The sequence below is a fragment of the Bradyrhizobium sp. UNPF46 genome (assembly GCF_006658625.1).
GTDB lineage: Bacteria > Pseudomonadota > Alphaproteobacteria > Rhizobiales > Xanthobacteraceae > Bradyrhizobium > Bradyrhizobium nitroreducens.
In genome coordinates this window covers 35,387-56,156 of the sequence record NZ_LFJB01000076.1, presented here as the reverse complement: position 1 = coordinate 56,156, position 20,770 = coordinate 35,387, and the positions used below count along the sequence as shown (strand labels likewise).

Annotated in this window: 15 protein-coding genes and 1 tRNA gene; 2 read left to right on the top strand and 14 right to left on the bottom strand. The window is 64.7% G+C overall.

The genetic code is table 11. The annotated features are described in order from the left end of the window. Positions 1–86 precede the first annotated feature (86 nt). On the bottom strand, positions 87–1,187 hold the full coding sequence (dinB, locus tag UNPF46_RS27755) for a DNA polymerase IV (protein ID WP_142252114.1): 1,101 nt from the start codon (positions 1,185–1,187) through the stop codon (positions 87–89). A 43-nt stretch (positions 1,188–1,230) separates the two neighbouring features. Here dinB and UNPF46_RS27750 point away from each other — a divergent pair, with 43 nt between their 5' ends. Together UNPF46_RS27750 and UNPF46_RS27745 are read left to right on the top strand one after the other, a co-directional pair. Continuing rightward, a complete protein-coding gene (locus tag UNPF46_RS27750) occupies positions 1,231–1,674 on the top strand; it encodes a TspO/MBR family protein (protein WP_142252113.1) in 444 nt (147 codons plus the stop codon). Between the two features lie 243 nt (positions 1,675–1,917). Further along, positions 1,918–2,859, top strand: coding sequence for a sensor domain-containing diguanylate cyclase (locus tag UNPF46_RS27745; RefSeq protein ID WP_142252112.1), 942 nt, complete (start codon positions 1,918–1,920; stop codon positions 2,857–2,859). Positions 2,860–2,980: 121 nt separating this feature from the next. Here UNPF46_RS27745 and UNPF46_RS27740 read toward each other — a convergent pair. The 13 genes from UNPF46_RS27740 to UNPF46_RS27680 form a co-directional block, all read right to left on the bottom strand. After that, a tRNA-Arg gene (locus tag UNPF46_RS27740) sits at positions 2,981–3,057 on the bottom strand. Positions 3,058–3,119: 62 nt separating this feature from the next. After that, positions 3,120–4,187 (bottom strand): sensor domain-containing diguanylate cyclase, encoded by a 1,068-nt coding sequence (locus UNPF46_RS27735; protein WP_142252111.1) that lies wholly within the window; start codon positions 4,185–4,187, stop codon positions 3,120–3,122. Then, the gene (locus UNPF46_RS27730) at positions 4,187–7,309 is read right to left on the bottom strand and encodes a bifunctional diguanylate cyclase/phosphodiesterase (protein ID WP_181770145.1); all 3,123 of its coding nucleotides are present in this window, start codon (positions 7,307–7,309) and stop codon (positions 4,187–4,189) included. The genes UNPF46_RS27735 and UNPF46_RS27730 overlap by 1 nt, the downstream gene beginning before the upstream one ends. Before the next feature lie 174 nt (positions 7,310–7,483). Beyond that, complete coding sequence (locus UNPF46_RS27725; protein WP_181770144.1) at positions 7,484–8,566, bottom strand: branched-chain amino acid ABC transporter permease; 1,083 nt, start codon at positions 8,564–8,566, stop codon at positions 7,484–7,486. Next, on the bottom strand, positions 8,563–9,573 hold the full coding sequence (locus UNPF46_RS27720) for a branched-chain amino acid ABC transporter permease (protein ID WP_100176560.1): 1,011 nt from the start codon (positions 9,571–9,573) through the stop codon (positions 8,563–8,565). The genes UNPF46_RS27725 and UNPF46_RS27720 overlap by 4 nt, the downstream gene beginning before the upstream one ends. Continuing rightward, positions 9,570–10,292, bottom strand: a complete 723-nt coding sequence (locus UNPF46_RS27715; protein ID WP_100176559.1) for an ABC transporter ATP-binding protein — start codon at positions 10,290–10,292, stop codon at positions 9,570–9,572. The genes UNPF46_RS27720 and UNPF46_RS27715 overlap by 4 nt, the downstream gene beginning before the upstream one ends. Beyond that, on the bottom strand, positions 10,289–11,065 hold the full coding sequence (locus UNPF46_RS27710; protein ID WP_142252108.1) for an ABC transporter ATP-binding protein: 777 nt from the start codon (positions 11,063–11,065) through the stop codon (positions 10,289–10,291). The genes UNPF46_RS27715 and UNPF46_RS27710 overlap by 4 nt, the downstream gene beginning before the upstream one ends. A gap of 154 nt (positions 11,066–11,219) precedes the next feature. After that, positions 11,220–12,404 carry a substrate-binding domain-containing protein gene (locus UNPF46_RS27705; RefSeq protein WP_181770143.1) on the bottom strand — a complete coding sequence of 395 codons (1,185 nt, stop codon included), beginning with the start codon at positions 12,402–12,404 and terminating at the stop codon, positions 11,220–11,222. Positions 12,405–12,510: 106 nt separating this feature from the next. Next, a complete protein-coding gene (locus tag UNPF46_RS27700) occupies positions 12,511–14,538 on the bottom strand; it encodes an acyl CoA:acetate/3-ketoacid CoA transferase (RefSeq protein ID WP_142252106.1) in 2,028 nt (675 codons plus the stop codon). Between the two features lie 108 nt (positions 14,539–14,646). Beyond that, positions 14,647–15,957, bottom strand: a complete 1,311-nt coding sequence (locus UNPF46_RS27695) for an MFS transporter (RefSeq protein ID WP_142252105.1) — start codon at positions 15,955–15,957, stop codon at positions 14,647–14,649. 197 nt (positions 15,958–16,154) lie between these two features. Then, positions 16,155–17,597: a sigma-54 interaction domain-containing protein gene (locus tag UNPF46_RS27690; protein WP_100176554.1), complete on the bottom strand. Its 1,443-nt coding sequence runs from the start codon at positions 17,595–17,597 to the stop codon at positions 16,155–16,157. Positions 17,598–17,822: 225 nt separating this feature from the next. Next, a complete protein-coding gene (locus UNPF46_RS27685; protein ID WP_174718864.1) occupies positions 17,823–19,559 on the bottom strand; it encodes a putative bifunctional diguanylate cyclase/phosphodiesterase in 1,737 nt (578 codons plus the stop codon). A 220-nt stretch (positions 19,560–19,779) separates the two neighbouring features. Then, positions 19,780–20,745, bottom strand: a complete 966-nt coding sequence (locus UNPF46_RS27680) for a sensor histidine kinase (protein ID WP_100176552.1) — start codon at positions 20,743–20,745, stop codon at positions 19,780–19,782. Positions 20,746–20,770: the final 25 nt, after the last annotated feature.

Sequence of the window (20,770 nt, the reverse complement as noted above, 5' to 3'; positions counted from 1 at the left end):
TGGAAAAACCCCGCCGCTGCCTGCGGCGGGTTCGGAGCCAGGTCGCGGATCAGGATGTCGCTGTTCCCGGGCATTTCCGATCCGGCTCAAATCCCGAACGTCAGCTGCGGCTCCACATCGTCGCCGGTCTGGAGAGAGGAGAGCGATACCCCCAGCAGCCTGACACGCTTGGGCAGCGGCATCTCGACCTCGAGCAGGTCGCAAGCCAGCCGCTCCAGATTGTCGCGGGTCGCGACCGCCGCTGCCACGGATCTGCTGCGCGTGATGATCTCGAAATCGGCGAACTTGATCTTCAGTGTGACGGTGCGGCCGCGGTTGCCGGTGGTCTCGCAATGGCGCCAGACCTTGTCGACGAGAGGCTTGAGCTCGGCGGCCAGCGCGCCATATTCGACAAGGTCGGTCGAGAATGTGGTCTCCGCGCCAATCGACTTGCGGATCCGGTTGGCCCGGACCGGCCGCTCGTCGACGCCGCGCGAGATCCAGTAATAATAGGCGCCAGACTTGCCGAAATTGGCGTTCATGAACTCCAGCGTCTGATTGCGAATGTCGAGGCCGGTGAACAGGCCGAGCGCGTTCATCTTCGCCGCCGTCGCCGGCCCGATGCCGTGAAACTTGCCGACGGGCAGGGTTTCGACGAAGGCCTCGCCCATTCCGGGGGCGATCACGAACTGGCCGTTGGGCTTGCGATGATCGGAGGCGAGCTTTGCCAGAAACTTGTTGTAGGACACGCCCGCCGACGCGTTGAGGCCGGTCTCGGCCTTGATCTTCTCGCGGATGCGCAGGGCGATGTCACGCGCCAGCGGGATGCCTTGCAGATTTTCCGTCACGTCGAGATAGGCTTCGTCCAGCGACAAGGGTTCGATGATCGGCGTGTGCTCGGCGAAGATGTCGCGGATCTGCCTCGAGATTGCCTTGTAGACCTCGAAGCGCGCCTTGACGAAGATCAGGCCTGGGCATTGCCGTTTCGCCGTCACCGACGGCATGGCGGAGCGAACGCCGAACTTGCGGGCCTCGTAGCTGGCGGCCGCGACCACGCCGCGCTCGGCCGATCCTCCGACCGCAACCGGTTTTCCGCGCAGCTCCGGATTGTCACGTTGCTCCACCGACGCATAGAAGGCATCCATGTCGATATGGATGATCTTGCGGACCGGCGAGGCCTCGCCAGTCATCGTGTCGGATTCGCTCATGGAAAGATGATACAATTGCGCGATGTGATGCGCGAGGTGAGGGATGTTGCAGCTGTTGGTCTTCGTAGTGGGTGTGGTCGGGATGGGCTGGCTGATCGGCGCCACCAATCTTCCTGGCGAGTGGTATGCCGGCCTCGCCAAGCCGGGTTTCGTGCCGCCGAACTGGGCGTTCCCGGTGGCCTGGACCATCCTCTACGTCATGATCGCCATCGCGGGTTGGCGGACCTTTCGCCGCGAGCCGTCAGGCAAGGCCATGCTGGCCTGGGCTGCGCAACTCGCGCTGAACTTCGCCTGGTCGCCGGTCATGTTCACCATGCACCAGATCGGCGCCGCGTTGGTCATTCTCATTGGCCTGTTCGTCGCGATCGTGACGTATATCGGTCTGGAGATCTCCCGAGATAAACTGGCCGCCGCGTTGTTCCTGCCTTACGCCGCCTGGGTCGCGTTTGCCGGTGTGCTCAACGCGGCGATCTGGCGGTTGAATTGAGACTTCGGCGTCGACCGACCAGACCTGCTGCGAAGGGCGGTGCCTGCCTCAGTCAGGCCGATAGGCGATCGTCTCGCTACCTCGCCCGGGCGCAATTGCACTGCAACCTCGCGGCAGATGCGAGCGCTGACATTCAACTTCGGCCCGCATCGCCGGATGCAGGCGGACATATAGGGTTCGTTAACGCCGCGGCCCTAGCTTTTGGGTACTTGTGCAAGATCGCAAAAGGCTGCCGGATCGTCGATGACGGAGAATCATGCTGCCTCGACTTTGTCGGACGAGGTTCGCGTACGACTCTATGATCAGGCTCTGAATGTCGCCCGCATCGGCGCTTGGGAATGTGAACTCGAGACGGAGCGCCTGAGCTGGACCCAGGGTGTCTACGACATCTTCGGCTATCCCGCGAGCAATCCGCTGCGGCGCGCAAGCATCGTTGATCTCTACATCGATGAATCCAGGCGCAACATGGAACTCGCTCGTGCCGAGGTCATCCGAAGCGGTTGCCCGGTCACGCTCGATACCGAGATCAGGACATGGCGCGGTGAAAAGCGCTGGATGCGCCTCTCGATCAACGCGGTGCGAGAGGGCGAAAGGCCGGTGCGGATCTTCGGCTGCAAACAGGACGTCACTTCCGACCGACAGGCGCTGGAGAGCCTGCGGCAGCAAGCCGAAACCGATCCGCTTACCGGGCTCGCCAACCGGGCGATTTTTCAGGCCCGCTATCGCGAACTGGTCAACGACCGCCTGAATCATGGCTTCGCGTCGGCGCTCGTTCTGATCGACCTGGACGGCTTCAAGAAGCTCAACGATACGTTCGGCCATCTGGCCGGAGACGCATGCCTATGCGAGGTCGCACAGCGTTTGCGGCGGGCCTTTCACAATGCCGGCCTGGTCGGCCGGCTCGGTGGTGACGAATTCGCGATCATCCTGCGCGCTCCGACAAACCCGGCGCGCATCGCGCGCGTGCTGCAGCAGACCGTCGTGCTGTTGAGCCGCCCGCTGTTCTGGAACGGTCATCGCCTCGAAGTCAGCGCCTCGATCGGAGCTGCCGTAGTTGGCCGCCCGCACCGCCGGCGGATCGTCGAATTGTTCGCGGAAGCCGACATCGCGCTCTATGACGCGAAGGCCGCTGGCCGCAACCGAGTCCACCTGATCGGGGACGAAAAGCATAACCTGGCGGCCTAGAGCGGATTGCGCGGACCGCTGCCGGAGCCGCGTTGCGGCACATGCACGTCCAAACGGCCACCGTATTTGCGAAAATTCCCGATTGAACAGTTCGCAGTTTTATTCTGCACGGGGGGCAGACTGGCGCACCCGACACGATTCGAACGTGTGACCTTTGCCTTCGGAGGGCAACGCTCTATCCAGCTGAGCTACGGGTGCTAGTCGAGGTTCATTTAGCCGATTGGCGAGGGGCGGGCAACCGCTTCTCGCCGGATCGGCACTTAAGCCGATTTGCGCCGAAAGAGGCCCGGAACCTGCTTGGCCTGCCGTCCCAGGGCGGCGAATTCGGCCAGTACGCGTTCGGCGCAGATGACCTGGTTGCGGCCGAGCCGTTTGGCGACGTAAAGCGCCTCGTCGGCCGCGCCCAGCAGGCGGTCGGGGCCGCCGTCGACCGCGCCGGGAATGTGGCTGGCGACGCCGACGCTGAGGGTGACGTGGTCGCCGGCGCCCGCAGCGCCATGGACGATCTGCAAGGCCATGACGGCGCTGCGGATTTCCTCGGCGATGACGCAGGCGCTGTCGCAATCCATGTCCGGCAGGATCAGCGCGAACTCCTCGCCGCCGTAGCGGCTGGCGAGATCGAGCGGGCGCACGGCATGCCGGCTGACGACGGAAGCGATCGCCCGCAGGCATTCGTCGCCGATCTGGTGGCCGTGATGGTCGTTGAACAGCTTGAAATGATCGACGTCGACGAACAGCAGCGCCAGCGGCCTCTGCGTGCGGTGGGCGCGCGCCCATTCGCTCGCCAGCATCTGGTCGAACGAGCGGCGGTTCGACAGGCCGGTCAGGCCGTCCTTGGTGGCGAGCTCCTTCAGCGCCATCTCGGCGCGCTTCTGGTCGGTGAGGTCGCGCAGCGTCTCCACCACGGCGATCAGATGTCCGGCCTCGTCGTGGATGGGGCCGGCATCGATGGCGAGATAGAGCTGGTTGCCGAGCTTGGGCATCGTGCACCAGTTCTCCGCGGAAAAGCCGAGCCCGTTATGGCCGCGCGCGGCATATTCCGAATAGAACTCCGGCAGCCGCTCCGGCCGGTCGAGCGCGACGAGGTCGGCAAGGCAGGGGCGCCTGGTCTCGTAGAAGCCCTGCCAGTGCCTGTTGGTGCCGATCACCTCCGAGGCGGCCAGACCGGTCAGCCGCTCGCATGCCCTGTTCCAGATCACGACGCGGCGCTTGGGGTCGATCACGAAGGTCGGTACCACCAGATGCTGCATCAGCCGCACGGCATAGGAATCCGCGACGTCGACGGTCTTGCCTGGAGCTCTGCTTGAAATCCTTCCCGGCTTTGCCATCAGGCCACCGCCGCGACCGGCACGATGCCGGGCGAACCATCGCCCGTGCCGAACAGTTTCCGCACCTCCGCGGCCGGCTTCGGCGCGCTGAACAGGTAGCCCTGCATCTGCGTGCAGCCGAGCGCGCGCAGCATCTCGCGCTGCGCCTCGGTCTCGACGCCTTCGGCGACCGTGGTCATGCTGCTGGCGGCTGCAATGTTCACCACCGCCTGCACGATCACGGGTGCGCCGCTCGTCTCCGCGATGTCGGCGACGAAGCAGCGGTCGATCTTGATCTTGTCGAACGGGAAGCGCTTGAGATAGCTGAGCGAGGAATAGCCGGTGCCGAAATCGTCGAGCGCGATGCGCACGCCGATCGAGCGGAGCTGGTGCAGGATCGAGAGCGCAGCCTCGTCGTCGCGGATCAGCACGGCCTCGGTGATCTCGATCTCGAGCCGGCGCGGGTCGAGGCCCGAGGCGGCGAGCGCGCCCGCGATCCGCAGCGCCAGCGTGTCGCATTTGAGCTGAACCGGCGACACGTTGACCGCGACGCGGATATGCGTCGGCCAGGTCGCTGCCTCGTTGCAGGCCATGCGGAGAACCCAGTCGCCGAGCTCGGTGATCAGGCCGGTATCCTCGGCGACCGGAATGAACTCGGCCGGCGACACCATGCCGCGCTCGGGGTGGCGCCAGCGCAGCAGCGCCTCGCAGCCCGAGACTTCGTTGGTACGCAGGTCGACCAGCGGCTGATAGTGAATCTCGAAGCCGCCGTTCACCAGCGCCTGCCGCAGATCCTGCTCCATGCTCAGGCGCGCCCTGGCGCTCGCATCCATCTCCGGCTCGAAGAAGCGGTGGGTGCGGCGCCCCTCGGCCTTGGCGCCGTACATCGCCAGATCGGCGTTCTTGACGAGCTGGTCGAGATCGGTGCCGTCCTGCGGCGCAAGGGCGATTCCGATGCTCGCATCGGTGGAGAGCTGATGACCGAGACAATGATAGGGCTGTCGGATCGCCTGGTAGATCCGGGTCACGAAGGACAGCACCTCGGCAGAGGATTGGATCCCGGTCTGGATCACCGCGAATTCGTCGCCGCCCAGGCGCGCGATCAGGTCGCCGTCCTTGAGGCAGCCGCGCAGACGGCTTGCGATCGCCTTCAGCAGCTCGTCACCGACGTGGTGGCCGAGCGAATCGTTGATGCCCTTGAACTCGTCGACGTCGATGTAGAGCAGCGCAAACTGATCCCCGTCGGCGACCTTCGCCAGCTCGCGCTCGATCTGCTCGCGGAACAGCGTGCGGTTCGGCAGGTCGGTGAGCGCATCGTAATGCGCCATATGTGCGATCTTCTCGTCGGCCCGGCGTCGCTCGGTGACGTCGTCGATGACGTGAATGAGATAGCGCGGCTCGCCGGCGTCGTCGCGGATGCCGATCCGCGTTGACGTAATGTAGCGCAACCCCATGCCCGGCATCTGCCAGGCGTGCTCGTCCTTGAACAGTCCCTTGGCCGATTGCAGCGCGCTGCTGTCGTCCGCGGTGATGTGGGCCGCGTGCGCCTCGGGGAAGATGTCGAAAGCAGTCTTGCCCATGACCTCCTGGCGCGATTGGCCGAACAGCTGCTCGGCGACGCCGTTCAGCAGCAGGTATTGCCGCGTGCGCGCATCCTTCACCGTGATCTGCGACGGGATATGGTCGATGATCTCACGCAGGAACGTGTGGTTGCGGTCGCGCTCCCGCTCGAGATTGCGGCGCTCCGTAATGTCCTCGATCGTCGCGACCCAGCCGCCCTGGGCGAGCGGCGTGTTGATGACCTGGAAGGCCCGGCCGTTGGCGAGCTGGTGCGTGCGCGTGGAGACCGTGCCTTCGGCCACGACCCTCATGACGTCGGCGCAAAACGCCTCGACGTCGCCGTCGAATGCATTGCGCTCCTTGCGATGGTACATCGCCTCGCGGATGTGACAGCCGGGCTTGATGACGTCGTGCGAGAGACCGAACATCTCGGCGTAACGGCGGTTGCAGGTGACGATATAGCCGTTCGCGTCGTACAGGATCAGTCCCTGCGACATGTTGTTCAGGGCGGTGTCGAGCCGCAGCCGCTCGGCCTCCAGCCGTTGCTGCGCCTCGCGGTTCTGCCGGCTGATCTGGCGGATGATCAGATAGAGGATCAGCGCGATGACGGCTGCCGAGAGCGCGGCGGTCGTCACCATGAAGCCGGTCTGCTGGCGCCAGTCGGCCAAAGCCGCTGCCGTGGTGTTGGTGGCGACGATGACGAGCGGGAAGTGCGTCAGCGACGCGGCCGAGCCGAGACGCTCCCCGCCGTCGACCGGGCTCCTGACGCGAAGCGTGCGCAGGCCGCCCTCGCTGAGCACCTTCTGCATCAGCGGGGCGTCCTTGTAGCTCCGCCCGATCAGGTCTTCGCGGTGCGGATAGCGCGCCAGCATCTTGCCTTCGCGATCGAACAGCGAGATGGCGGTGCCCTCGGCCAGCGCGACGGATGCGAAATAGTTCTGATAGCTGTCCGGATCGATCCGGCGGACCATCGCGCCGAGGAAGGTACCGTCTGCGCCGTTCAGGCGGCGCGCGACGATCGTGGTCCATTTGTTGATGATGAAGCTGCGGACGGATTCCAGCAGCACCGGTTCGGCGCTCGGATTGGTCTTGAATGTCTGGAAATAGGCCCGGGACGAAACGTTGATCTTGGGCAGCGGCTGGCCCCGCGACCAGTTGATCAAATCGCCGTCGGCATCGTAGATCGCGATATCGCCGAGATAGGACACGGAGCTGATCTTGCTGCGCAGCATCTGGTGCGCCGCTGGCCCGGACATCCGTTCGCGGAACATCGCGGGCGAGCTGATCTCGACCAGGTTCATCTGCCCGATCAGATCGGCGGCGACGACGTCGGAATCCTCAAACTGCTGATCGAAGTGCCGCGCGATCAGCTGCACCGTGTTTTCCAGCTCGCGTTCGCGATTGGCCAGCGTGCGTTCGCGAAACTCGCCGACGGCCATGGCCGTCAAGCCGAAGATGCCCGCGACCAGCAACACGCCGCACAGGGTCAACCACAGGACGGGGCCACGCCGCGTCAAGGCCTCCCAGCCGTTCGTTGCGGCTCGAGACATTCCGGTTGCCACCGTGGAAAAGACCTGGCGCATTCCCCCTCCCTGGAGGAACACGAATACACCGCACAAATGGCCCAAACCTTAGGAAAGCCAGTTACCTAAGCATTAATCGGGTTGCGCAGTCCCGTCCGGATACAGTGGAGCGGGAATCACGTCGCGGTTGCGCGGCGCGCGCCGTCAACGCTGCGTCGCATCATGAATCGTGCGTTAATGCGAGCCGCCGCCCTTGTCGCCGGCCGGATTCCGCAGCCGCCCCACCACGCCGGTCGGAAAGAAGTAGACGCTGGCGATGAACAGCAGGCCGAGCCATAGCAGCCAGCGATCGGGATGCAGCAGTCCCGGCAGCAATGGCAGCCCGGCCTCGGAGGCCGCCTTGGAGGCGACGCCCATCAGCGACTGCAGATAGTTCTGGGCGAGGATGAAGATGCTGGCGCCGATGATCGCGCCATAGATCGTGCCCATGCCGCCGATGACGACCATCAGCAGGATGTCCAGCATGATCGAGAAGCTGAGTGAGGTATCCGGACCGGCATAGCGCAGCCACAACGCATTCAAAATGCCGGCGCCGGCGGCCACCAGCGCGGCGAGGCAGTTGGCGTAGGTCAGATGAAACACCGTTCGGAAGCCGAGCGCCTCGGCGCGGAAGCGGTTCTCGCGGATGGCCTGCAGCACGCGCCCGAACGGTGAGTTCACGACGCGGAGCAAAGCGAGGATCATCAGGGCCGAGACGGCGAACACCAGATAGAAGGTCAGGATGCGGCCGTTGATCTCGAAGCCGAAGAGGTTCTTCGAGATCAGCACCGTACCGGGGCGAAGCAGCTCCGGCAGCTGAAAGCTGCGTCCGTCCTCGCCGCCGGTCAGCCAGGACAGTTGCGAGGCCAGAACCTGGAACGCGGAGGCGACCGCGAGCGTGATCATGGCGAAGAAGATCGCCGCGACGCGCAGCGAGAACAGGCCGATGGCAAGCGCGAGCAGGGCTGCGAGCGGCAAGCCGACGACGATGCCGGTGGCGACCGCAGCCCAGTTCGGGCCCATGCCGTACAGCGCGATCGCGATCGCGTAGCTGCCGATGCCGTAGAACATGGTGTGGGCGAACGACACCGAGCCGGTATAGCCGAGCAAGAGGTCGTAGGAGGCGACCAGCGCGGCGAAGACGCAGATCTTGGCCGCGACGTTCAACGCCTTCGCCCCCGGAAACAGGAACGGCGTCGCCGCCAGCGCCAGGATGATGACGACGAGAACGAGCGTGAGGATTCGGCTACGCGGCGGATCGCCTGAGAGGATCATCATCGGCTGGTCACCGCATAGAGGCCGCGCGGCCGCCACATCAGAATGGCGACCATCAGCAGGATGTTGGACACGAGGGCGAGTTTCGGCACCAGGAAGCCGCCATAATTGGCGACCATGGCCACCAGGATTGCACCGATGAAGCAACCGCCGATCGACCCCAGGCCGCCGATGATGACGACGATGAAGATCAAGACGGTGAGGTCGTCGCTCATGGAGGCGTGCACCTGCTCGCGATACAGCGCCCACATCACCCCGCCGAGGCCGGCCAGCGCCGATCCCGTCATGAACACGCCGAGGAACAGGCGGCGGATGCGATAGCCGAGCGCCTCGACCATCTCGCGATTCTCGACGCCGGCGCGGATCAGGAGCCCGAGCTTGGTGCGATTCAGCACGAGCTGGATCGCGATGAAGACGGCAAGGCCGATCAGCATCGCCAGCACGCGGTACTTTGCGATCGCGACGTCACCGAGGATGAAGGAGCCGCGCAGCGATGTCGGCAGCGGCATCGGGATGATCTGCGGTCCCCACAGCGCATAGAGCGTCTGCTCGGCGACGATCAGGCCGCCTGTCGTCATCAGGATCTGCTTCAGGTGCTGGCCGTAGACCGGCAGGATCAGCACGCGCTCGACGACGAGGCCGAGCGCGCCCGACACCGCCATCGACAGCAGCGCCGCCGGCGCCAGCACCGCGAGGTTGATCCAGAGCGAGTCGGCCTGCACGGAGGCGGCGAATGGCGCGAACACCAGCGTCGCGACATAGGCGCCGACGGCGATGAAGGCGCCGTGGCCGAAATTGAGCACGTCCATCAGGCCGAACACCAGCGTCAGGCCCGAGGCCATGATGAAGATCATCATGCCCATGGCAAGGCTCGCGGCGGTCAGCGTCAGCCAGGAGGAGGTCGAGCCGATCAGTGGGATCATCAGCAGCGCGAGCGCGACCGGCAGCAGGATCGGCGCGATATCGCGCTTCGGCTTCGGCAGTGGATCGGTTGCGGCAAGGTCAGTCACTGATGCGCCTCCAGGCTCAGGCCGAGCAGCCGCTCCTGCAGCGGCACGTCGGCGGCGAGCGCCGCCATCTCGCCACGATGGACGATGGTGCCGTTGTCCATCACCAGCACGTTGTCGCCGAGCTCGCGGGCGGCGAAGAAATTCTGTTCCACCAGGAGGATCGTCGCACCCTTGCGCTTGATCTCCTTCAGGCATTCGATCAGCGCCACGATGATCGCCGGCGCCAGCCCCTTTGTCGGCTCGTCTATCAGCAGCAGCTTGCGCGGCTCGATGATGGCGCGCGCGATCGACAGCATCTGCTTCTGCCCGCCCGAGAGGCTTCCCGCGCGCGACAGCCAGAACCGGCGCAGCGCCGGGAAGAAGCCGAAAATCCATTCCAGCTGCTTGTCGTCCATCGCAGCGTCGCGCGCCGCCAGCACGAGGTTCTCCTTCACCGTGAGATCGGAGAACACCGCCATGCTCTCCGGCACGTAGCCGACGCCGAGCCGGGCGATGTCGGGCGTGGCGCGGCTCTCGATACGCTCGCCGGCGAGACTGATCTCGCCGGATGAGGCCTGCCACAGGCCCATGATGGTGCGCAGCGTCGTGGTCTTGCCGGCGCCGTTGCGGCCGAGCAGCATCGTGACCTGTCCTTCCGGGACCGCGAGGTCGATGCCCTGGAGGATGTGGTAGCGCCCGATATGAGTGTGCACGCCGGAGAGTTTGAGGAGATCGGTCATGCGGCACTCTCGGCAGTGTTCTTGGGAGCAACGCCGAGATAGGCCTCCTGCACGATCGGCGAGGCAATCACCTCGGCGGGCGGGCCGTCCGCGACGAGTTGCCCGTTATGCAGAACGATGATGCGGTCGGCGAGCGAGCGCACCACGTCCATCTTGTGCTCGACCAGCAGGATGATCTTGCTCTTGTCCTGCTTGAGCTGCGCGATCAGGTTGAGCACGACAGGCACCTCGTCGATGCTCATGCCGGCAGTCGGCTCGTCGAACATGAAGACATCAGGTTCGAGCGCGATCATCAGCGCCACCTCGAGCTTGCGCTGATCGCCATGCGACAGTGCGGTCGCGGCAACGCCGCGGCGGCTGCCGAGCGCGACCTGGTCGAGGATGGCATCGGCGCGCGCGATCAGGTCGCGGCGCACCATCCACGGCCGCAGCATGTCGTAATGGGTGCCATTGGCAGCCTGCACCGCGAGGCGGACGTTCTCCTCGACCGTCAGGTTCGGAAAGAGGTTTGTGAGCTGGAATGCGCGTCCGAGGCCTGCGCGCGTGCGCATCGGCGCGGACTGCTGCGTGATGTCGGTGCCGTCGAACAGAATGTTGCCGCTGGAGGCGCGCAACTGACCCGAGATCAAATTGAAATAGGTGGTCTTGCCGGCGCCGTTCGGCCCGACGATCGCGGTGAGCTCGCCCGGACGGAACGTGCAGGTCACGCTGTTGACCGCGACATGGCCGCCGAAGCGGATGGTGAGGTCGCGGGTTTCGAGGGAGAGCGTCATTGGATGTCTGGCAAATGATGATCGGGATATCGCCGCGGGCCACGCTGCGCTCCCTCCCCCGCTTGCGGGGGAGGGCGGGGGAGAGGGTGTCTCCGCGGGCAAGAACCCCCAAGAGGACAGAGCCCTCTCCCGCAAGCGGGAGAGGTGCAGAAGATCACCGCTTGTTCTTGATCGGAACGTCCATGTCCTCGATCTTCAGCTCGCGCACCGGCTCGAGGACAGCCCAGGCGACGTTCGGATCGACCTTGACCTTGAAGTGATACATGCTCTGCAGCGCCTGATGATCTTCCTTCCGGAACACCATCTTGCCCTTCGGCGTGTCGAACTCGAGGCCCTCCATCGCCGTGATCAGCTTCTCGCTGTCGGTCGACTTGGCCTTGTTGACGGCGGCGACGACGGACATCGCAGCGGCAAAGCCGCCCGCGGTGAAGAAGTCCGGCGGCGCGTTGAAGCGCTTCTGGTGCTCCGCAACCAGCCAGTCGTTCACCGGGTTCTTCGGGATCTCATAGTAGTAATAGGTCGCACCTTCCATGCCCGGCAGGCCCTTATAGGCAGCGAGCGCCGGCAGGATGTTGCCGCCGGTGGAGAGCTCGATGCCGTAGCGCTTCGGATCCATGTCCTGAAGCTTGGCCAGCGGATTGCCGGCGCCAGCCCAGATCACCCAGATCACCTTGCGGCCCGGCTTGTCCTTCAGCGCGTCGAACAGGCGCTGGCCGACCGCGGTGAAGTCGGTGGTGTTGGTCGGAGCATATTCTTCCGCCGCCAGCGTCGCGCCGGTCTTGGCGAGCGCGTCCTTGAAGGCGGCGACGCCGTCGCGGCCGAACGCATAGTCCTGCGCCAGGGTTGCGACGGTGACGCCCTGCTTGCCGATCGCGACCGCGTTCGAGATCGCGTCCTGCGAGGAGTTGCGCGCGGTGCGGAAGATGTAGCGATTCCACTTCTCGCCGGTAATCTGGTCCGCGACGGCGGGCTCGACGATCAGGATCTTCTTGTTCTCCTCGGCGACGGGGAGAATGGCGAGCGCCGCGGCCGACGAGGTCGTGCCGATCGCAATGTCGGCCTTGTCGTCCTGATAGGCTTCGGCGAGGGCGGCCTTGGCGAGGTCCGGCTTGCCCTGGTCGTCCTTGGTGATGATGACGATCTTGCGACCGTCGAGCGTCATCGTGCCCTTGGTCGCGTACTCAAAGCCCATCTTCAGGCCGGTCTCGGTCTGCTTGGCGTAGGCCTCGAGCGGGCCGGTCTTGCCGTAGATCAGCGCGACCTTGAGATCGTCGGCTTGCGCGGAGGTGCCCGCGCCGAGCGCGAGGATGGTTGTTGCTATGATGAGTGATCGACGCACGATGGTCCCTCCTGATTCAACGTTTCTCGGCAACAGCGATTTGCACAAGCTTGCGAACATTGCAATTACACCTTCCGGCCGAGCGCGTCGGCCTTTTTAGCCTGCATCATTTTTGGGCCAGCCGCGCCTCGCCGGCTCCCTCGGCCTGACGCCGGTCCGACTGCGCCTCGTCGGCGCTTTCGAAAATATGCGGCGCGACGCCGCGCTTCTCCAGGGCTTCGCCGAGCTTGATGCGCAGGAAGCCCGAGGTGGTGTAGCGCGACACGCCGGAGTAGAAGCGATCGACCAGGCTGCGCACCATCGCTGAATAATCGTCCATCAACTCCGGCAGGATGGAAAAATTGTCATAATTGACGATGGCGTAGACCCGGCGGCCGAGCGGCGTGAGCCTGGCCTCGACGATCGCTGCGATGGTGTCGATCTCGGCCTTGCTGCGCAGCGGATAGCGCTCGAGATTGACGAAGAACAGGTTCTGCTGCTCGTCCAGCGTGAAGCGCTGCTCGAGCGGAATGGTGAGCAGGCGCTCGCGCAGCTCCATCAGGCCGTCGCCGAAGATGCGCGCGTCCATCAGCGCCGGATCGCGCGGGATCAGCGGCTTGAAGTCCATCAGGCGCAAAATGTCGCGCTCGATGTCGATGCCGGGCGCGATCTCGGTGAGTTCGAGCCCGTCCGCCCCGAGCTCGAACACGCAGCGCTCGGTGACGTACAGCGTGCGCTGCTTGCGTGCGCCGGCAAACGGGCCGCTGAAGGTGACGTGCTCGACGCTGTCGACGAATTTGCGCGACTTGGCCTCGTCGAGGATGACGAGCTTCCCGTCGCTCACCGCAATGCGCTGCCTGCCCGCACCGAAGGTGCCGACGAAGATGACCTCCTTGGCGTTCTGGCTGATGTTGATGAAGCCGCCGGCGCCCGCGAGCTTCGGCCCGAACTTGCTGACATTGAGGTTGCCGGCGCGATCGACCTGGGCGAGGCCGAGAAAGGCGGCGTCCAGGCCGCCGCCGTCGTAGAAATCGAACTGATAGGGCTGGTCGATCACGGCCTGCGTGTTGATCGCCGCGCCAAAGTCGATGCCGCTCGCGGGAATGCCGCCGATCACGCCAGGCTCAGCCGTCAGCGTGATGAGGTCGATGATCCGTTCTTCATTGGCGACCGAGGCGATCCCCTCGGGCATGCCGATGCCGAGATTGACGACGCTGTTGGCCTTCAGCTCCAGCGCGGCGCGCCGGGCGATGATCTTGCGCTCGCTGATGGGCATGACCGGCAGGGAAGCTGCGCGGACGCGGATCTCGCTCGAGAAGGCCGGATTGTACTGCGTGCCGAAAGTCTGCCAGTGGTTCTCGGGCCTTGCCACCACGACGCAGTCGACGAGGATGCCGGGAATCTTCACCTGGCGCGGATTGAGGCTGCCGGCTTCGGCGACGCGTTCGACCTGGGCGATGACGATGCCGCCGGAATTATGCGCGGCCATGGCGATGGCCAGCGCTTCCAGCGTCAGCGCCTCCTTCTCCATGGTGAGGTTGCCGTCGGGATCGCCCGTGGTGGCGCGGATGATTCCGACATTGATCGGAAACGTCTTGTAGAGCAGGCACTCTTCACCGCTGATCGTGATCAGCTCCACGAGATCCTCGGTGGTGCGCGCGTTCAGCTTGCCGCCGCCGTGCCTGGGGTCGACGAAGGTGCCCATGCCGACGCGGGTGACATGGCCGGGCCGATGCGCGGCGATGTCGCGGAACAGATGCGTGATGACGCCCTGCGGCAGATTGTAGGCCTCGATCTGGCCAGCGATCGCGAGCTGCTGCAACTTCGGCGCAAGGCCCCAATGTCCGCCGATCACGCGCCGGACCAGGCCTTCATGCCCGAAATGGTTGAGGCCGCGATTCTTGCCGTCGCCCTGGCCCGCCGCATAGACCAGCGTCAGGTTGCGCGGCTTTCCTTGCGTATAGGGCGCATCGCCCTCGTGGGAGAGATAGAGCTCCTCCAGCGCGATCGCGATCTCCTCGGCAAAGCCGATGCCGACGAAGCCGCCGGTCGCCACCGTGTCGCCGTCGCGGATCAGCATGACCGCCTCGGCCGCCGTGACGACCTTGCCCTTCTCGGAATTGCGCAGGTAAGGCAGTGCTGGATGATGGCTCACGGCGTTCCTCCCTATCCCTTCGACCGCATGCCGTTGTTGCTTGATCCTATCGCGAGGAGCAGCCGTGGAACAGCTTGCTCCTCGCGACGGGCGACAAGATCAGGACGTTCAGGCCTGAACTATCTTGCGTGTTTCGGTGGCGAAATAGACCGACACGATCGTGATGAGCGCGAGCGCGATCATGTAGAGCGAGATCGGCCAGGTCGCCGGCGCGTAGGCCGTCATCAATCCCGTCGCGATCAGCGGCGACAGCGCGCCGGCGAAGATCGAGGCGAGGTTGTAGCCGAGCGAGACGCCGCTATAGCGCACCTTGGTGCCGAACAGCTCCGACAGGAAGCTCGCCTGCGGCCCGTACATCGCGGCGTGACCGACGGCGAGGCCGAGCACGATCGCGATCCAGGCATATTGCGGGTTCTTGGTTGCCAGCAGCATGAACAGCGGGAACGACATCAGCGCCGAGAACACCGCGCCGAAGATGTAGATCGGCCGCCGCCCGAGCCGGTCGGACAGCGCGCCGAAGGCGGGGATGGTGAAGGTCTCGATGGCGGCGCCAATCAGGACGCCGTTGAGCATGTCCTGCTTGTTCATGCCGAGCGATTGCGTGGCATAGGCGAGCACGAAGGTGGCGTAGATGTAGAAGAAGCCGTTCTCGGCGAAGCGCGCGCCCATCGCCAGCAGGATGTTCTTGGGATACATGCGGATCGCCTCGACGATCGGCATCTTCACGTCCTGCTTGGTGTCCTTGACCTTCTGGAATTCCGGCGATTCCGCGATGGTGAAGCGGATCCAGAGGCCGACCAGCACCAGCGCGATCGAGAACAGGAACGGGATGCGCCAGCCCCAGGCATAGAGCTGCGCGTCGGTCAGCATCGCCGACACCACGGAGAATACCAGCGTGCCGAGCACGAGGCCGAGCGGCGCCCCTAACTGCGGCCAGCTGCCGTAAAAGCCCTTCTTGTCCGCCGGCGCATGCTCGACCGCCATCAGCACCGCGCCGCCCCATTCGCCGCCGAGGCCAAAACCCTGGATCAGCCGGCAGGTGACGAGCAGGACCGCGGCCCCGATGCCGGCGGTCTCGTAGGTCGGCAGGAAACCGATCGCTGCGGTCGCCGCGCCCATGATCAGCAGCGTCAGATAGAGCATGGTCTTGCGGCCGATCTTGTCGCCGTAATGCCCGAACACGACGCCGCCGAGCGGGCGTGCGATGAAGCCGAGCGCGTAGGTCGCGAACGCCAACAGCGTTCCCATCATCGGGTCGAAGGTCGGAAAGAACAGCTTGTTGAAGATCAGCGCGGCGGCGGTGCCGTAGAGGAAGAAGTCGTACCACTCGATGGCCGTGCCGATCAGGCTCGCGGTGGCGACCGTGACGTGCGAGGGCTGTCTCGCCTGAAGCTGATGGACAGAGATCGCTTCACTCATCCTGCGTCCTCCCTGGTTTGAGAATGCGCATGTGCAGCATGCGTCATTGTGCAGGGCGAAGAGCAAGGTCCGCGCCAGATGCGGAGGGTTTGCGCAAATTGGCTGAAAACACGGCAAATCCCGCCAACGTGGGCGGAGCGAGCGGCGCAGCGCCGTGTCCGGAATCCGAGACTCCGGACACATTCGTGTCTCGAAACTCAGACGGAGGCCGGCCCTGCGGCGAGGCCGAACTTGGCGAGCTTCTTGTAGAAGGTCGCGCGCGAGATCTGGAGCATCCTGGCTGCTTCCGAGATCTGGCCATTGCTGGCGGCGAGCGCCTGTTCCAGCGTGTGCTTCTCGAACTCGGCCTCGGCTTCGGCGTAGGGCAGGACGAGGCCGGTTGGCCGCGATGGCGCCGCGGGTATCGTCTCCGCGCTCACGGGGAGAATGCGGTCGAAGTCGTCGCTGGTGAGGCGTCCCGAATCGCTCAGGATCAGTGCGCGTTCCAGGATGTTGCGCAGCTCGCGGACGTTGCCGGGCCAGTCATACCGCGCCAGCGCGGCGAGGCCGCTCGGCGTGATCCTGGCGTTGAGATAGTCGCCGGACGCACTGATGTCTTCGAGCAGCCGTCCGCAGATCTCGGGCAGGTCGTCCAGGCAGTGGCGCAGCGGCGGCAGCTCGATCGAGAGCACGTTGAGCCGGTAATAGAGGTCGGCCCGGAATGTCCCCTCGCTGACCCGTTTGTGCAAATCGACATTGGTGGCCGCGATCACGCGCAGGTCGACCTTGGTGACCTTGTCGGAGCCGAGCGGCTCGATCTCGCGCTCCTGCAGCACGCGAAGAAGCTTGGCCTGCAATTGCAGCGGCATCTCGCCGATCTCGTCGAGAAACAGCGTGCCGCCGTCGGCGACCCGGAACTTTCCCTCGCGTCCCTTGCGGTCCGCGCCGGTATAGGCGCCCGGCACGGCGCCGAAGAATTCCGATTCGATCAGCGTCTCCGGGATCGCCGCGACGTTGACGCTGACGAACGGCTTTTCGGCGCGGGCGGACGCGTTGTGGATGGCCTGCGCCAGCATTTCCTTGCCGGTGCCGGTCTCTCCGGTGAGCAGGACGGTGACGCTCTGGCGCGCGGCACGCGCCGCGAGCTCCTTGGCCTGCGCAATGCCCGCGGTGGTGCCGACATAGTCTTCGAAGGTGAACCGCGCGGCGCGCGCATGCGACAATTGCCGCCGCGCCAGCCGCAGATCGTTCTCGAGCTGGGCGACGCGGCCGAGCAGCGGCTTCAGGCCTTCGAGGCGGTCGTAAAGCACGAAACCGATCGCGCCGATGATGTTGCCCTTCTCGTCCTCGATCGGCATGCGCGTGACGACGAGCTGCTCGCCGCCGAGCTCCATGATGTCGAGGATGATCGGCTCCCCCGTCTCCACGACCCTTCGCATCAGGCTGTTGGGGATGACCTCCTCGATCGGGCGGCCGAGCGCCTCGGATTCATGCGAGAGGCCCATCGCAGTGACGTATTTTTCGTTGACATAGACGACGCGTCCGCTGCGGTCGATCGCGATGGCGCCCTCGCACAGATGCTCCAGCCGCTCGAACAGCGTTTCCATGGCGCGTGCGCGGATATAGGCGGGATCGCTGACGACGGAAGAGGGACCGGACATGGCATGCCTCGCGGGAAGCCTGCCCGTGTATTACCAAAAGACCAGCAATTTCAAAGGGGGAAATGGGGGCGTTGAGATGCCGCCCCATCCCCGCTGTCATGCTCCGGCTTGACCGGGGCAGCCAGTACGCCGCGGCCTTTCGATTCAATAACGACTGTCTCTGGAATACTGGGTCGCCCGGTCAAGCCGGGCGACGACAGCCAGATTGGAGCGGCGCCATCGTCCCTACCGCCGGTATCCGCTCGCGCGCGAATAGCCCTGGCGGTTGTGCTGCATCGGGCGGCTGACGACGCTCGCCCGCGACTCGCTGGAGAGCGGGGTGGCGAGCTTCAGCTCCTCGAGAAAGATCGGGCGCGAGAAGTAATAGCCTTGCGCGTAGCGGATCTTGGTCGCGGCCTGGAGATAAGCGAGCTCTTCGTAGGATTCGAGGCCTTCGGCGATCACGGTCATGCCGAGCGCCTCGCTCAAGGATTCGATCGCGCGCAGGATGCCCTGGCTGCGCGGGCGCTTATGGATGTCGGTGATGAAGGAGCGGTCGATCTTGATCTCGTCGGCCGTGATGTCGGCCAGCGCCGAGAGCGATGAATAGCCGGTGCCGAAATCGTCGATCGAGATGCCGACGCCGAGCTTGCGGAACATCGGCAGGATCTCGGCCTGGAAGTGATTCTTGGCGACGAAAGCGTCTTCCGTCACCTCGATCATGAAGCGCTGGGGAAAGCCGGTCTCTTCCAGCGCCTGCGCAAAGCTGCGCATGAACTCGGGCTTGCCGGCCTGCTTGGCGGCGACATTGATGCTGATGGTGGCTTCCGCGCCGAACGTCTCGTTGATCAGGTCGATCGATTTGACGATCTCGGCGAGCACGAGATGAGTGAGCTCGTCGATCAGCCCGAGCTCGCCGGCGAGATTGATGAACGAGCCGGGCGCCTGGATCACGCCTTCGTCGTCGCGCAGGCGCACCAATGCCTCGATGCCCTTCACGGCCTGCGTGCGGATGTCGACCTTGGACTGGAAAGCGCAGCAGAAGCGCTTTTCGAGGATCGCGAGCCGCAGCGACTGCTCGATCTTGGTCCGCGCCTGCGCCTCGCGCTCCATGCTGGCATCGAAGAAGGCCGCCATCCCCTTGCCGTCATTCTTGATGCGATACATCGCGATGTCGGCGTTCTGGCGCAGCGTCTCGAAGCTGCTTCCGTGATCGGGATAGAGGCTGATGCCGACCGAGGTCGAGGCGAAGACCTCCGAATTGTCGATGAAGAACGGCGCGGTCAGCCGCTCCAGCGTCGCCTGGATGAACTCGGCGACCTCCTCCTGGCTCTGGATCGGCGAGAGCAGCAGCAGGAATTCGTCGCCGGAGATGCGCGACAGCATGTCCGAATCGCGCAGGTCGCGTCCGAGCCGCTTCGACAGCTCGACCAGCAGCGCGTCGCCGACGGCGTGGCCGTAATAGTCGTTGATGTGCTTGAAATTGTCGACGTCGAGGAAGGCCAGCGCGAAACGCTCGCCGCCGCTTCTCTCGGACAGCAGGCCGTTGGCGCGATGTTCGATCACGCGCCGCGAGGGCAGCCCGGTCAGCTCGTCGAAATAGGCCGAGCGGAACAGCTGGTCCTCGAAATTCTTCTGCTCGGTGATGTCGGAGGACGCCGAGATCAGCAGCTCGCGTCCGGCGAGGCGGACGGGACGATGGGTGGTGAGCAGCACTTGTCGGGCGGCGCCGCCATGAAGCGCCTCCTCGGTGACGACAGGCTGGCCGGCACTCAGGGCCTGGCGGCAGGCTTCGCGGCGCGGCGAAAGATCGGGTGAGGGACGGCTGCCGTCCATGCCGAGCTGCGCGGCCGCGGCGTCGTTAACCAGCAGAAGCTCGCCATGCGCATCCTGCACGGTCAGGCCCGCCGGCAGCATTCTAACGATTTCCTTGAGAAATCCGAGTTCGGCTTCGCTCGCGCCGGAATATTTGTTGTCGTTCATAGAAGTCATGAATCTTGTTGTTTCAGCGCGTTTTGCAATGAGCACGATCTTGCGTGGTTCCCTCTTAAGTTTGGTTAAGGGCTCCGGAGAAATACGGGGGTGTTTTGGGTGAAACTTGCGACGATGCGAGCTACGCCGACGATCGTCATTAACAGAGCGTCAACGGCGCATGCGAAACGGCGGGCAGCGCGCGGGTTGCGCTTTCGCTTGGCGTGCGATGCTATTCGCTTCGCGGGATTCGACACTGCATGATGCAATGCAGCCCGGTCTTCAAATAGGTGATCTCGGTTCTGCCGTCGAAGGCCGACAATGCCGATTTCAGCAGCTTGGTGCCGAAGCCGGGTTCGGACACCTTGTCCACGCTCGGGCCCTCGTTTTCGTCCCAGGTGACGGTCAGGCGGTCGTCGCTGATGGTCCACGACACCTGCAACAGGCCACGGGGCGAGGAGAACGCACCATATTTGCCTGCATTGGTGGCGAGCTCGTGAAACATCAATGACAGCGTGACCGCGAGCTTCGGCGGCAGGAACAGCCGATCGCCATTGAGGGTGAAGCGGACGTGGCCGTAGGGGCCGAGCTCCGAGATCAGGAGGTCGCGGATGTCGCAGCCGGCCTTGTCGATCCGCGAGATCAGATCGTCGGTCGCCGCGAGCGAGCGGAGCCGCGGATCGATCCGGGCCCAGACCAGCGGCTGGTCATGCAGCACCTGGTGCAGCACGGCGTGCACCGTCGACAGCTTGTTCTTCAGCCGGTGCTGGAGCTCGTCGACCAGCAGCTTGCGATACTCTTCTTCCTCGATCAGGCGTTTGGAGATCCGGCGCTGCTCTGCCAGCATGGTGCGGTAGTGCTCGACACCCCAGATGGTGAGCGCGCAGACCGCCCAATAGAGTGCAAGCAGGGCAAACCGGGCGCGATCGGCGAAGGCATCGCCGAAATTCACGACGACGCCGAGCACGCCGCCGACGAGGGCGGTCACGATCCCGATCCGGAAGCCTCCGAACGCGGCGGCAAAGAACACGGCCGGAAAGTAGGGCGTGAAGTAGACGTCGGGCCGCACATGGGCCAGCGCCCAGCGCGCCAGCGTCGCAACCAGCAGGCAGGCCACCGCAAACGCAATGCTCAGACCGACGGATGGCGGCGCCGCGCCCTGCCAGCCCTTGCGGAATTCGTCGATCAGCTTCCCCATGCGCAGCTCAGTTGCGATATGCGTT